This is a genomic window from Thermodesulfobacteriota bacterium (assembly GCA_035559815.1).
Lineage (GTDB): Bacteria > Desulfobacterota_D > UBA1144 > Nemesobacterales > CSP1-2 > DATMAT01.
In genome coordinates, this window is the sequence record DATMAT010000042.1 from 70,476 (window position 1) to 85,375 (window position 14,900).

11 protein-coding genes are annotated in these 14,900 nt (G+C 48.9%); 5 read left to right on the plus strand and 6 right to left on the minus strand.

Annotation, left to right across the window (positions count from 1 at the left end; translation table 11 throughout):
- Position 1 precedes the first annotated feature (1 nt).
- The 3 genes from VNN20_11520 to VNN20_11530 all read left to right on the plus strand — a co-directional run bounded on the left by VNN20_11520 (position 2) and on the right by VNN20_11530 (position 2,325).
- Complete coding sequence (locus tag VNN20_11520; protein ID HWP92810.1) at positions 2-415, plus strand: cupredoxin domain-containing protein; 414 nt, start codon at positions 2-4, stop codon at positions 413-415.
- Between the two features lie 144 nt (positions 416-559).
- Positions 560-1,627, plus strand: coding sequence for a 3-oxoacyl-[acyl-carrier-protein] synthase III C-terminal domain-containing protein (locus VNN20_11525; protein HWP92811.1), 1,068 nt, complete (start codon positions 560-562; stop codon positions 1,625-1,627).
- Positions 1,628-1,818: 191 nt separating this feature from the next.
- Positions 1,819-2,325: an isoprenylcysteine carboxylmethyltransferase family protein gene (locus VNN20_11530; GenBank protein ID HWP92812.1), complete on the plus strand. Its 507-nt coding sequence runs from the start codon at positions 1,819-1,821 to the stop codon at positions 2,323-2,325.
- A gap of 468 nt (positions 2,326-2,793) precedes the next feature.
- On the opposite strand, the gene VNN20_11535 is transcribed toward VNN20_11530, so the two are convergent.
- From VNN20_11535 to ppc, 6 genes are all read right to left on the minus strand, one after another.
- The gene (locus VNN20_11535; protein ID HWP92813.1) at positions 2,794-4,599 is read right to left on the minus strand and encodes a sodium:proton antiporter; all 1,806 of its coding nucleotides are present in this window, start codon (positions 4,597-4,599) and stop codon (positions 2,794-2,796) included.
- A gap of 53 nt (positions 4,600-4,652) precedes the next feature.
- Complete coding sequence (locus tag VNN20_11540; protein ID HWP92814.1) at positions 4,653-8,135, minus strand: pyruvate carboxylase; 3,483 nt, start codon at positions 8,133-8,135, stop codon at positions 4,653-4,655.
- Positions 8,136-8,315: 180 nt separating this feature from the next.
- Positions 8,316-8,546, minus strand: a complete 231-nt coding sequence (locus tag VNN20_11545) for a hypothetical protein (GenBank protein ID HWP92815.1) — start codon at positions 8,544-8,546, stop codon at positions 8,316-8,318.
- Between the two features lie 24 nt (positions 8,547-8,570).
- Complete coding sequence (locus VNN20_11550; GenBank protein ID HWP92816.1) at positions 8,571-9,677, minus strand: site-2 protease family protein; 1,107 nt, start codon at positions 9,675-9,677, stop codon at positions 8,571-8,573.
- Between the two features lie 92 nt (positions 9,678-9,769).
- Positions 9,770-10,036 carry a zf-TFIIB domain-containing protein gene (locus VNN20_11555; GenBank protein ID HWP92817.1) on the minus strand — a complete coding sequence of 89 codons (267 nt, stop codon included), beginning with the start codon at positions 10,034-10,036 and terminating at the stop codon, positions 9,770-9,772.
- A 184-nt stretch (positions 10,037-10,220) separates the two neighbouring features.
- Complete coding sequence (gene ppc, locus VNN20_11560) at positions 10,221-13,004, minus strand: phosphoenolpyruvate carboxylase (GenBank protein HWP92818.1); 2,784 nt, start codon at positions 13,002-13,004, stop codon at positions 10,221-10,223.
- Positions 13,005-13,374: 370 nt separating this feature from the next.
- Between ppc and VNN20_11565 the strand changes: the two genes are divergently transcribed.
- The gene (locus tag VNN20_11565) at positions 13,375-14,403 is read left to right on the plus strand and encodes a nitroreductase family protein (GenBank protein ID HWP92819.1); all 1,029 of its coding nucleotides are present in this window, start codon (positions 13,375-13,377) and stop codon (positions 14,401-14,403) included.
- 53 nt (positions 14,404-14,456) lie between these two features.
- Positions 14,457-14,651 carry a hypothetical protein gene (locus tag VNN20_11570; protein ID HWP92820.1) on the plus strand — a complete coding sequence of 65 codons (195 nt, stop codon included), beginning with the start codon at positions 14,457-14,459 and terminating at the stop codon, positions 14,649-14,651.
- Positions 14,652-14,900: the final 249 nt, after the last annotated feature.

Genomic DNA, 14,900 nt, shown 5'->3' on the forward strand with positions numbered 1-14,900 from the left:
AATGAGACGGTTATCCGGCACGTTAGCTTTATTGATCTTATTAATATTGTTCTTGGAGAATTATTTAGTTTCAGGAACAACTAAAGAAACCGAGGTCCCTCCAACGGACAAAGTACAGAGAATTGATGTTATCGTGGACAGCTACTCGTTCGAGCCTGATCATATAGTAGTAAGGGCGAACAAACCGGTTGAGCTCACACTGAAAAGCGTGACCACGTTGATTCCCCATAACTTCACCATCGACTACCCGGACGCCGGGCTGAACGTGGATGAAGACATACCGCATGGGAAGGACGTAAAGGTGACCTTCACCCCAACGAAACCGGGAAGCTATGAGTTCTACTGTGGTAAAAAGTTTCTCTTCGACAGCCACAAGGATAAGGGCATGAAAGGCGTCTTGGAGGTTAAGCCCTAATCCTCTAGCCAATATCAGCTATACTTTTATTGTTAGCATCTCAGCCTGGAATGTTGGTCTCCTAACCTGTGTGTTTTGGTACGCTGTCTACACATTGACAAGATGGTACTCGGTTTATCTTGATGAAAAGTAAATATAGCTAACATGTCAAAAGTGGTTTCAGCAGGTACAGCAGATGTTCCATACAAATTCCATCAAAGCGAGGCCAGGGACTATATACATCAACTGTTCTCTCATTCGCGCGAGGATATAGAAAGGCTTATCAACGTCTTTGATAACTCTACGATCGAGGTAAGGCATTTCACCCTGCCCAAGGAATGGTTCGGCAAAGAGCATAGCTTCAAGGAGCGAAATGAAGCATATATAGAAAATGCCTGCCGCTTATCCAAGGGGGCGGCTCTGTCCTGTCTTGAAAAGATAGGAGCGGGCTTTTCAGATTTTGATCATATTATATTCGTATCCAGCACCGGGATTTCCACACCCAGTATAGACGCCGTATTGATAAATGAACTTAAACTGGACGCACATATGAGACGCACCCCCATCTGGGGATTAGGGTGCGTGGGAGGAGCGGTCGGTTTGAGCCGGGCATTCGAATATACCCGGGCGTTCCCGGATAGCGCGGTGCTCCTGATTGCGCTTGAGATCTGCAGCATGGCCTTTCACCGTGACGACTATTCCAAGAGTCATATTATAGCTACTGCCCTTTTCTCCGATGGAGCAGCGGCTGCGTTAGTAGTGGGTAAAAACCATAGACTCTTTAACCGGAGAGGCGTTAACCTATCGGATTGCCTATCCACCATCTATTACGACTCACTGGACGTCATGGGCTGGGAGATAGCGGACCAAGGATTCAAGGTTATATTCAGCAAGGACATTCCATCAATAGTGAGAAAATACGTAAGACCGAATGTAGAGGAACTGCTCCACAAGCATAAGCTGGCCGTTTCCGACATCAAGCACTACGTCATACATCCAGGCGGGCTCAAGGTCATAAATTCTTATGAAGAGTCCTTAGACCTTCCGTCCGGGGAACTAAGATATTCGAGGAAGGTTTTGCGGGAGCACGGCAATATGTCGTCCCCTACCGTGCTCTATGTTCTTGACGAGTTTCTCACCGAGGGGGATTTCAGCACCGGCGATTACGGCTTGATCTCCGCACTCGGCCCCGGATTCAGCTCCGAATTGCTTTTGTTTCAAGCCGAAAAATAGTAAGCCACAAATGTAAGCCACGAATCGACACCAATGAACACGAATAAAAAAACAACTAATGCTCTCAAAGGCATTTTGTAGGGAACGCATGCCTGCCCTGAGCTGGTCCCCGATTTAATCGGGGAAGGGTGCGTTCCTTACATTTTGTTATACTCAAAACCGAAGTAACCTGGGTAATCAGATAGTATGATATGACTGCATTTTTGATTTTTCTCTTTCTTTTAATCCTCCAACGTTTATTCGAACTGGTATTAGCAAGGCGAAACGAACGCATCCTCAAGTCTATTGGCGCAATTGAATTCGACAAAGACGGATATAAAGTCATCGTGGCAATGCATGTCCTCTTTCTGATTTCACTCGTCACGGAAAAGGTGCTCTTCGAGAGAGAATTAAACGAGTTATGGTTTCTTTTTGCGATATTATTTTTGTGCGCACAGGTCCTTCGATACTGGACAATATCCAGCCTCGGAGTCTATTGGAACACAAAGGTTTTAGTCGCACCTGACCACAACATAGTTTCTAGCGGCCCGTATAAATATCTCCGACACCCTAACTACATCGCCGTAATAATAGAGATTGCGACGATACCTCTTATCTTCTCCTGCTATATAACCGCAGTGGTGTTTAGTGTAATTAACTTACTTCTGCTTAGAAGAAGAATACGGATCGAAGAGGAAGCGCTCAATCGGGTTTCATAGGTTTTATCAACGCTATCATCATCGTTATTTTTCCAAACATTGGCTATTGGTACCAATTCTGTACAGAACGCACCCTTCCCCGATTAAATCGGGGACCAGCTCAGGACGAGCCTGCTCTCCCTACAAAAACACATTTATGTAACCCATGTAATCTTATTTTGTAGCTCTATGTTACCGAACTGTGCTGATGCAAAGAAAAAACTGTACGGAACGCATGTATGCGTTCCGTACAAAACGAAATCTATGCCAACACTTAGGAACGCAGATTGCGTTCAGTACAAAATACAGAATCCACACCTACCACGCAGGAAGTGCACCCTTCGGCACCATTCAGGTCAGGCCAGTCCTCCTACAAAAACACATTGATATATCGCTTGATTTTGTGGCTGTATGTTACCGAACGGTGCTAACGCAAAATAAAAAACGCAGGGAACGCACATGTGCGTTCCGTACAAAAAACAAAAAGCATTACTTCCTATCCCCGATAACTAAACTAACCAATGTCTGTCCCGGCTTGGGTGTGGGTACGTTGTCCTCGGCGTAGACAACGAGCTCCTCCCCACCCTTCCTAGCCAGGAAGAGAGAAATTGCCTTATCTCCATACATAGACCGGAAGGCGTTATAGTCAAAGTCATCGGTCAGGTGGGTTCTTTTCACCACGGCACCGTTATCAAAGAGGGAGGTCATGGAATAATAGGTCTCCTCCGGCCCGAATAAGGTGCGACCGCGGAGATGCTCGGAAATCACATCTTCCTTCCTGCCCTCCTTTCCCCCGCTCATGGGGGAAAGCTGATAGACGTTTGAGCGGCCCAGTACGTCCCGGAAATGGAGTGCGGCCAGGGAGTTGACCTCATCATTGGGAGTCACGGCCACGAGATATCCGATTCCATCAAGTTCTATCTTATCCAAGACCGACTTGGAAAGTATGTTGGCGCGGAACACCGGTAAACCCATCTTTCGGGCGGTGGATATGTTCATCCAATTGGCATCCACCATCAGTACCTGATAGCCCTCTTCCCGGATAGCAACGGCAATTTCACAAACCCATTGGCTCGCCCCTATGAAGAGACACCCCTGGGGGTTTGGTTTTGCCAGGCGGAGCCAGCGCGCCAGGGGGGAAGCCGACAACCCGTAAACCGCCACGGTTCCAGTTATCACCAGGAACGTAATCGGCACCAGCAGATGGGCTTGAGCGTTCCCGGCCTCCTCTAACCGGAGGGCAAAGATCGAGCACAGGGCCGCCGCTACAATACCCCTTGGGGCCATCCATGCCAGAAAAGCCTTCTCCGGCCATCCCAACCTCGAATTTAAGGTGGACGATAGCACCGCCAGCGGACGTACGAAGAGAATTAGTAGAGCAAGGAAGAATAAACTATCAGGGTTTACATAGTCGAAAATGTTCCTGGGCAACCTTGCAGCCAGAATTATGAATAAAGAAGAGATGAGCAGCACCCGGAGACTCTCTTTGAATTCAACTATGTGCCTAACGCTCACGGCGTTCTGATTGGCCAGGGCTATTCCCATGACCGTAACCGCCAGAAGACCGGATTCGTTTTGAAGGGAATCCGATACAGTGAAGGCCAAGACGACCATCATTAACGAAACCGAGTTATGCAGAAAGTCCGGTATCCAATAGCGCTTCAAGAGCACGATCAAGATTGCGGCCATCGACAGGCCCACTCCCAAACCTATAAAAACCGCTTTGAAAATACCAATGGCGGCTAGGCTGGTGGCTTCTCTGAACCCGGAGGCCAGTATCCCCTTAAACACCAGCAACGCCAGCACCGCGCCTATCGGGTCATTGACGATACCCTCCCATTTTACGATCGAGCCGATGCGGCCCACCGGTCTTATTTGCATGAGTAGAGGAACGATTACCGTGGGCCCGGTCACGACCAGTATAGCCCCCAAAAGCATGGCCAACGAAAAATCGAGACCGAGCAGGTATTGTCCGAGCACGGCGGTTGCCAGCCAGGTTATTAGCACCCCGATTGTTATCAGGTTAAAAACTACCCGGCCGACCTCCTTCAGCTCGGATAGCCTCAAACTCAAACCGCCCTCGAACAGTATGATCGATACGGAAAGGGATACTACCGGAAGGAGAAGCTCCCCGAATAGCACATCCGGGTTGAGAAACCCGGTTACCGGCCCGGCAACGAATCCAAGAATGAGAAGCAATAATATCGACGGCAGACGGAAGCGCCACGCCAGCCACTGTGCTCCGATGCCCAGAGCAATTATACTGGCTATACCAATCAGCGGGAATTCACTCATTCAGCTTGGGCAATACATAGTTGACGATAAATCTTTACGTCACTAAACTCAATTCAGCCCTGGGAATTGAGTCTCAGTATCAGGTCTCCGGCGTCGATTCCGTCACCCTCAGACACCAAAATCTTCTGAACGACGCCGTCCTTTGGGGCCTTGATATTGGTCTGCATCTTCATCGCCTCGATGACGAAGAGTGGCTGTTCCCGGTGAACCTCGTCCCCTTCCCGGATAAAGAACTTTACTATCTTTCCGCTGAGCGGCGCCCCTACCTCATCCGGATTGCTGGTATCCGCCTTCGGCCTTCCCTCAATCACCTTGGCCGCCGCCGCTTTATCCGGAATCCTCACCGGACGGGGTTGTCCGTTCAATTCAAAGAGGAGCGGTCTCCTGCCGTCTGACTCCAGCTCTCCCACGGCGAAGAGCTTTACCAGGAGTGTTTTACCTTCCTCGATCTCGATCGAGGTCTCGTCTCCGGGCTCCATGCCATAGAAAAAGACCGTAGTGGGAACCACAGATGTATCGCCGTAGAGCGTGCGGTGTCGGTCAAACTCCTCAAATACCCCGGGATAAAGGAGAGCGGATATGAGGTCTTTCTCGCTAATCGGATGGCCGAGCTGTTTCTCCAGTCGTTTTGCCGTCTCGTCGAAATCGGCCGGGGGTATAAGCTCCCCCGGGCGAACCTCTATCGGCTTCTCCCCCTTGAGGATCGCCCTCTGCACCTCGGGTGGGAATCCTCCGGGTGTCTGCCCTAGATTTCCTCTCATCATATCCACCACCGATTCCGGGAAGCTGAGCTGGTCAGCTTTTTTGACTACGTCTTCGGTGGTAAGTTTGTTTTGCACTAAAAATAAGGCCAAATCTCCGACCACCTTGGACGACGGGGTAACCTTGATGATGTCCCCGAAGAGCTTGTTTACCTCGGCGAACATTCGCTTTATCTCCTCCCACTTGTCCCCTAATCCAAGGGCGCTGGCCTGAGCCCTCAGGTTCGTGTACTGGCCCCCGGGAATTTCGTAGAGATAAACATCGGCATTGGAGGTTTTCATGTCCCCCTCAAATGGCGCATAATATTCCCTGACCGCCTCCCAGTAAGCCGAGAGCTTGTGCAACCCCTCCACGTCTATCCCGGTGTCCCGTTCGGTGCCCTCAAGTGCAGCCACCACCGCGTTAAGGCTGGGCTGGGACGTCTGTCCGGACATGGTGCTTATGGCCAGGTCAACCACGTCTGCACCCGCTTCGGAGGCTTTTAGTACCGTGGCCTCGCCGTTACCGCTGGTAGCATGGGTGTGAAAATGTAAAGGCAGTCCGGTCTCTTCTTTAATTGCCTTTACCAGTTTCAAAGCGGCATAGGGCTTGCAAAGGCCGGCCATGTCCTTTATGGCGATGAAGTGAGCCCCCATACTGGCAAGCTCCTTAGCCAGGCCGACATAATAGTTCAGCGTGTATTTATCCCGTCTTGGATCGGTGATGTCCCCAGTGTAGCAAATAGCTGGTTCCACCACCTTGCCGGTGTCCATGGCGGTTTCTATGGCCACCTTCATGTTGGGAATCCAATTGAAGCAATCAAAGATACGGAATATATCTATTCCCGATGAAGCTGCTTCCTTGATGAACTCACGAACGACGTTATCCGGGTAGTTTGCATAGCCCACCGCGTTGGCACCGCGAATGAGCATCTGAAACATGGCATGGGGCATGGCCGCTCTAAGCCGGGCCAGTCTCTCCCATGGGCATTCCTTCAAAAAGCGCAGGCACACGTCAAATGTGGCCCCGCCCCACATCTCGTACGAGAAGAAGTTTCTACCGAAGTAAGCCGTCGCTCTGGCTATTTTAAGTAGGTTGAAGGTTCTCATTCGGGTGGTGAGAAGGGATTGATGCGCGTCTCTGAACGTGGTATCGGTAATCAGGAGTCGTTTTTGTTTGAGCACCCATTTAGCCAAGCCTTCTGGACCCTCCTTCTCGAAAACCCGTCGGTGTTCCGGAATCTCGACCGGGATGCCATCTATCTCCGGAACCCGCGGTGTAAGCGGTGGGCGCTCGGCCCAACTGGCCGGCTTGGGCATAGCCCTGTTGACGGTGACGTCGCCAATGAAGTTTAGAATCCGGGTGGCCCGGTCCCTCGGCTCTTGGATCTCAAAGATCTCCGGATGTTCCTCGAGGAATGTAGTAGCGCACTCTCCTCTACGGAATACCGGGTGCCTGATGACGTTTAGCAAAAATGGTATATTAGTTTTGACTCCCCGAATACGGAATTCCTGGAGTGCCCGGTCCATCTTGCTTATGCATTGCTCGAATGTTAGCCCCCAGGATGTAACCTTGACTAGCATGGAATCGTAGTACGGGGTGATTACCGCGCCGGTATAAGCGCTGGCGGCATCTAACCTTATTCCGAATCCGCCCGGAGAGCGGTAGGCAATGAGCCTTCCTATATCCGGCCTGAAGTTATTAGCCGGGTCCTCGGTGGTGATACGGCATTGAAGCGCAATGCCGCGGCTCCTGACCGGAGAGGCCTTGGAAATGCCTATTTCCGGGTCGGATAATTTGTATCCCTCGGCAATACGAATCTGTGACTGAACCAGGTCGATGCCGGTAATAACCTCGGTAACCGTATGCTCCACCTGTATCCTGGTGTTCATCTCTATGAAGTAGAAGTTTCCTTCTTTGTCTACCAGGAATTCAACGGTTCCGGCGCTGGTATAATTGACCGCCCTAGCAATGCTGAGGGCGGCCTCATACATCTTTTCCTTTAATTTAGGGTCGAGCGTGATGGCCGGGGCCAGCTCGGCAACCTTCTGATGCCTTCTCTGTACGGAGCAGTCACGCTCGAAGAGGTGAACCACGTTCCCGTATTGGTCCCCTAGAACCTGCACCTCGATGTGCTTGGGATTTTGTACATATTTCTCCAGTATTATGGCGTCGCTTCCGAAGGCGGCTCTGGCCTCGGAGCGGGCCTGGGCCAGGTTTTCGAGGAGTGATTTCCGGTCAAATACAGGCCTTATTCCCCTTCCCCCTCCGCCGTGTGCCGCCTTGAGCAGTATGGGGTAGCCATGTGCTTCGGCAAACTCGATAGCCTCCTCATCCCTGTTGATAAAACCCTCGGTGCCGGGCACGATGGGTATTCCTAAGCTAGCCGCCAGCCGCCTAGCCTCTGCCTTATCCCCCATTAGAGAAATGGAATCCGGGCTAGGACCGATGAAGGCAATACCCGCTTCGATGCAGGCTTTTGCGAACTGGCTGTTCTCGGATAAAAAACCGTATCCGGGGTGGATGGCATCTACATTCTTGTCCTTAGCCAGGCGAATGATTCCATTTATGTCCAGATAGGCCTCGACCGGCCCCTTATCTTTCCCTATCAGGTAAGCTTCGTCCGCCTTGTTTCGATGAAGAGAAAAGGCGTCTTCTTCCGAGTAGATGGCAACCGTGGTAATTCCCAGTTCGGTGCAGGCGCGGAAAACGCGTATGGCTATCTCGCCGCGGTTTGCGGCCATTACCCTTCGGAATGGTTTTATAATTCTCTTTTTCGGTCTCTGGCGGCTCATATTTACCCCTCTGATTTAATAGATGCGTAATGTATGGGCGACCCGGCGGGTCGCCCATACTGTGTTTGCTTTGTATCTTGCAAAGGCAAAATATCAGATTACTTTAGGCAAATTATTATACAGTTTTTAATTGCATTTGAAAGTTGATGGAGGTTGGATAGCCCCTATCAGATGGAATATCTATCTAAGTATTTTCAATAGCACAAGCACCGCCGATGTGAAACCGATTATGACCAGGACCTGCATAATCAGTACCTTCACATCCAGTGAATAATAGGTCGCATCAGGCGGAGAAAGAATAAATCCGTACTCTCTGGGAAAAGCACCTTCTCCGTTGTAGTGGATTATCCATGGCGGAAAAATAAAAGAGATAAGGATAATTATCAAGCAGGCCAATATAATCCCTCTCATATTTTAATTCCCTCTGGGCTTTTACTATATGATATTTCTATCAAAATCTGCTCTATCTTTACCCAGTGCGCTCTGTATCATGATGAACTCGCTTATGTTTTCCGGCGTCACAATCCCGACTAATCGGCCATTATGTACTACCGGAAGAGTGCGGCAACTGCCGCTCTGAAGACGCACGAACACACTTTCTAGCATCTCCGAGGAATCAATCAGGTGAAAGTCTTTTCGCATAACATCCTTCACCGGGGTCTCCCTACCGTGCTGGTTTAATGCCCCAATCAAATCGCCTTGAGTTAATATTCCCACCACCCGCCCGTCCTCTACCACCGGAAAATCCTGCTGTGAGCCAGATAGTATCAAGCCTACGGCATGGGCCAATTGGTCGTCAGGGCCGAGCGTGCGGAAATCGGTTATCATAGCCCGGCTCACCGGTATACCACCGAGCGTAAACCTTATTTGAGTTATACTGGCCTCCTGGGCCGCTCCTATCCATACGAAGAGGGCTATGAACAGAAGAAATGGATTGCTGAAAAGGCCGATGAACCCGAATATAAAGGCTATGCCTTGTCCCAGGGTGGCAGCAATCTGGGTCGCCCTTACATAGTTCATCCTCATTGCCAGAATTGCCCGTAGCACTCGCCCACCATCCATGGGAAATGCGGGAATCATGTTGAATAAAACGAGGAAGATGTTCACAATCAGAAGGCGCTCTATAAAAGAGCCGCTGGTCATGCTGAGCTTATCCAAAGGCTCAAAGCCGCCGGTTGACCGAATCCAGATAAATAGAATTATCGCTATCACAACGTTGACCGCCGGGCCAGCAAGGGCTACCCAAAGCTCTTGTCCGGGCTCGTCGGGCATCCGCTCCAGCCGGGCCACCCCTCCTATCGGCAGCAAAGTAATGTCCCGGGTTTTTATTCCATACCTCTTGGCTGTCAGGGCGTGCCCGAACTCATGGAGGACAACACAGCCGAATATGGCCAGTGTAAAGATTACCCCGATTACGGTCGTTGCCAGGTTTTGACCCTGTGTCCAATGGGCAAGCACTACCCAGCCTATTATAAGTAGGAAGGTGGCGTGTATGTATACACCTATTCCGGCGAACTCTCCTACTTTCCATGACCACTTCACTAAAGTATCCTCCGTTCGAATTCAAATGGCATGTGTATTAAGTAAATAATAGTGTAGCTTGAGCAAACCATATATTAAACGTGATGAGGACTTTAATCGAAGTCAAAGAGGTCACCCCAGAATGACTTCTTCTTACGCCTGTAGGGCTCACGTTCGTATTCTTCCCTGCTTTCCCGTTCATATCCCTTCCTACTATAACCTTCTCTACGCTCTGCGTAAGAAGTAGATTCCATCCTTTCGATGATCTTATCAAGCTCACCCCGATCCAGCCATACTCCCCGACATTGAGGACAATAATCGATCTCAACCCCTTGCCTCTCTGACATTTTCAATTCGATATTACAGGATGGACATTTCATTTTAACCTCCATAAAGAAATCAGTATATTATGATATTAAAATATAATAACATACTAGAATTTAAGAATTGGCTCTCATCAGCTAATATGCTATGTAAGCACCGGTTTCTTTTAATTTTAACCAAGTTGAACATAGGACTGCGAGCACCGATTTCCAAGACCAAAGTAAAGAACCGAGCACTACACTAGCCCGTGTTCTTCATACCGGCGGCAATGCCGTTTATGCTGAGTTTAAGGTTCTCGATGAGCTTGACTTCTTCTTCCTTCTCAAAGTCTCCCTTGTTCAGCCTTCTTAAAAGCCCCACCTGGATGTAGCTCAGGGAATCTATATAAGGATTTCTCAACTCGATCGTTTTCTGAAGAAACGGGTTATTGTCCAGTATTTTTTCCTGTTCGGTAATCTTGAGCACTACCTCCTCCAGCAACCTATAGTCGTTTCTTATCTGCTCGAATATTCTCCTGCCTATCTCTCTCGGGCTCACCAGGAAAGAGTATTCGAGTGCAATCCACATATCCGCCTTGGCCATAGTTATCTGCACGTTATCTATGAAGGAACGGAAGAACCTCCAGTTTCCGTACATCTCCTTCAGCATCTTTAGGTTATGGCCGGGATTCCTGCCCGCAAACGCATGGAGTGAAGAACCCACCGAGTATAAACCGGTTAGAAGATGTCGATTCTGGGTCCAGCTAAAAACCCAGGGGATTGCCCTCAGGTCCTCGATTCGCTCGCTCTGCTTCCTCTTGGCCGGGCGGGAGCCTATGTGCATCTGCTCTATCATGGAAATAGGCGTAGCCTGCCGGAAATAGGCATAAAAATCGGGGTCCTCGTAAACCAGAGCCCTCCAGATCCTCCTGGCGTTCTCCGAAACCTCCTCCATCACCTCTTCCCATTCCGGTTTTATCTCCCTCTGTTCGAGACTTACCTGGACCACCGCCGAGGTTATAAGCTCGAAGTTGTCCTCGGCGATCTCCGGAAGGGAATAGTTGCTATAAATGACCTCTCCCTGCTCGGTTATTTTTATGAGTCCGTCCACCGTTCCGGGAGGACGGGCCAGTATCGCCCGGTTTGTGGGACCGCCCCCCCTGCTCACGCTCCCACCCCTGCCGTGAAATAGTTTCTGTCTCAGTCCAAACTGGTCTGCTAACTCTTTCAACGCCCTTTGAACCTTGTGGCTCTCCCAACTGGCGCAGAGAAGCCCTCCGTCTTTGCCGCTGTCCGAGTAGCCGATCATAATCTCGGAAATACCGCCTCGGGCGTTTAGATGCCTGGCATAAATGGGGTGTGAATAAAGCTTTCGCATTATATCCGGGGCGCGCTTGAAGTCATCTATAGTCTCGAATAGCGGTACGATATTCAATCTGCTGACGATGTTGTCTCTATCGGTGAAATATAGCCCGGTTTCTTTTGCCAGTAGTAGCACTTCCAATATGTTACTGGCATCGTGGGTCATGCTTATTATATAGGTGTCGACCGCCTCCGGGCTAATCTCCTCGAGAGAACGCCTCACCCATATCAAGGTTTCCAATATCTCTTTTGTCTCTTCCGATAGGTCGAGCCAATGAGGAATGAGAGGACGCGGGTTTTCCAGCTCTCTGGCCAGCCACTCGAATCTTTCTTCCTCTCCCATATCCTTATAGCTAACCAATCCCATTCGCTCGGTGATTTCGGAGATAGCCGAAGAATGGAGCGAACTATGCTGTCTTATATCCAGCTTGGCCAGGTGAAAACCAAAGAGCTGGACAAGACGGATTAGCTTCCTCAGCCTGGAGTCGGCCAGACGCCCCCCCTTGTTCTCCCGGAGACTGGTATCCATGACGTATAAATCCTCGAGGAATTCTTCCTTTTTCCGGTAATAATAACCGGAGTAGGTTCTTCTGTTCTCGTTCACTTCCATGGTGTTAAGGAGCTTTTTATGCACATATTCAAGCTTCATCCGGTAAAATTCGGCCGGATTTTTTATATCCACATCCTCCGGTATTAAGTCTCTATCCTTTTCCAAAGATTCAATCAGTTGAGGACTAACCCGGGCTATTTTAGCCGACGAGCTAAGCTGGCGACTTATATTTTTCACCTCCTCGATATACCTCTCCAAAGCGAGCCTCTTCTGCATCCGGAGCACTTCATAGGTTACTTTATGGGTCACGTAAGGGTTACCGTCCCGGTCGCCCCCGACCCAAGAGCCGAATTTGATGAAGTTGGGAACCTTGATTCTTTCCGTCCCATAGTGCCTTCTTATCTGGTCCTCCAACTCGCGGTACATCTCGGTAAGGGCGTCGAATATGGTCTCTTTGAAGTAGTAGAGTATGTTTCTAGCCTCGTCCAGGGGGGAGATCTTATAGGGCGGAACCTCTTCCGTCTGCCATAAACTGACGATTTCGGCAAGTATCTCCTTCTCTATCTTCGTCCTTTCATCCGGGGTGAGAACAGGGTTTTCAATCTCACCCAGAAGGGCCGAGATAAGGCGATACTTCTCCAGGACTATATGACGATTCACTTCGGTGGGATGGGCAGTGAGCACAAGCTCTATGGATGTTCTTTTGAGCAGTTCATGAAATCGATCATACCCTATTCCCATTTCCTTTAGCTTGTTTAATAAACTCTCTATCGAGCCCTCTCCGGAATCGGCTATATCCGAAATAAACTTATATTCACGCCTTCTCCTTATCTGATGGTTCTGCTCGGCGATGTTAACCAGCTTGAAATAAAGCGTAAAAGCGCGGGCGACTTTGTAAAGCTCATCATAGCTTAGGCTGCGGATGATGGAAACAAGCTCCTCCTTGAGGTCACGCACATAATCCCTCCTCATTTCTTTGGTGAGGAACCTCATTCTCTCGACGATATCGAATATCCTTTTCCCCTCCTGCTCTATGAGTACTTCGCCCAGAAGGTTCCCTAAAAAACGAACATCACTTCGTAAGGGCTTTTCCTTATCGAGAGTGTTTTGATCAATCCCCATTTTGGATTTCATAACCGAACCTTCACTGTAGCTGCTTAGCCAGTATAGTCGCGCATTGAGTTTTCAGTAAATATCATTCACTATCCGCTTCTTTTTCAAGATTACTTACATCTCTTAATACAAATATCATACCCGATACTGTTTATGAGATTTCAATAATGGACTTGCTAACCAACTTAATAAAGGCAAACAAGGAAACCCTTTTATAAATCAACTAATTTTCAATTCCTCTTCGGCCAATTTCCTATGCAGTTTATTATGCAACTAGCTCAGGTCCATTCCTGATTCATCATAAATTCAGATTTCCTACTTGACATATATATATTAATGTTCTAATGTAAGAATATATTTTACTTCTAACTTGTAAAGGAGGTATGAAGAAATGAGTGAGCTAATCTCTGATGTAATGCCTAATGCTCAAGAAGTAAAACCTCTGGATACACTGGAGGCAATAGGGCTGAGAAGGTCTATAAGGTGGTATGAGCCTAATAAGCCTGTTGAAAAATGGAAGGTACAGGCTATGCTTGAGGCAGCTCGGCTTGCACCCACTGCCGGTAACTACAACGGGCAACGGGCTATCGTCTGTTACCGAGATGAAGACCCTGATATCTGGGAATTCATATCCGATTGGAGTCAAATTACCACGCAAATGGCACCGATACTTATGTTCTGGTGCTACGATTTAGCCGCCTATGATATACAAGGCCAGCAACTCCATGACCTGATGAGAACCGGAGCACTGGATAAGGCGCACGGTTGGGAATATGACCGGGTATCAAAGCTATTTCCTCTTCCCGCTCTACTTCCAGACTTCATTCTTCATCGGCTTGCTGCCATCGACTTGGGCAACGCTTTGCAGAACGCAATAATAACGGCGACCGCCTTAGGACTTGGAACCTGTCTAAACGGAGCAAGCGGCGGCGCTAGAAGGAACGTGAAAAAGTATTTTAACCTTCCCGATTCTTATGTCTTTTGCTGGCTGCTCACGGTGGGCTATCCCGCTGAGAGAATTGATGGTGGTGGAGCAAGGGGTAGACCGCCATTTGAGACAATGTTCTTCGAAAGAAAAGTGGGTAATCCCTTCAAAAGAGATGAGAAGGTGGTTGATCTACTCAAAGAACTTAAATTGATACAGCCGCCTGGTCCTCTTCCAGGAAGATTAGAGGAGATAAACAAGTTGACAAAGAGGTTTGGTCTTGGAGACGAATGGCTTACCGACTGGAAACTTGAACCATCACAGCTCGATAACGACAAATTGGCCGTCGATAAAAGACCAAAGGAACTTAGCAAAGACGAATTCGACAAGACAGTGCCCTCGGATGTCAAAGTGGAGTTTCAAGTGCATCCAACCGTAAAAAGAGAGATCCTAGACCAGTATAGAAAGGAAAAGGGCATAAGCGCAGATGACTAGCTTGGATTTATAAACTCAACAAAGCTTAACAATAAGGAGGTTAAAAAAGAGTCATGGCTACCGTAACAATACAAATACCCGACCCAATATTCGAGATAATAAAGCAGAGGGCAGAGGATACAAAATCAACCCCCGAGGCCATTATCGCCACGAACGTCGTACTTGTTTTCTCCGCGGCCCGATATGACCGGTCAAAATGGCTGAAAAACCAGCCTAACCCTGATGACCATACTGCACCCTGGACCTAAATATTCCATTCCAGATGGGAAAGAGGGCTATAAGCTAAAATCTGTTTTTACCTGCGGGGATCAGGTCCCCGCAGGTATACCAAGGAAAACACTTCTTGCAAAGGAGACTAATATGCGACTTTTATTCAGGCCAAGAGACTCGCGATATCTGGGTGAGGGGACATTGCCCTTTGGCACCTTCGACGATACCAAGCAGTGGCTCCCGGTCACCAGGTATTTAGAGATGGGGGCGGAGAGATTCCCGGACAA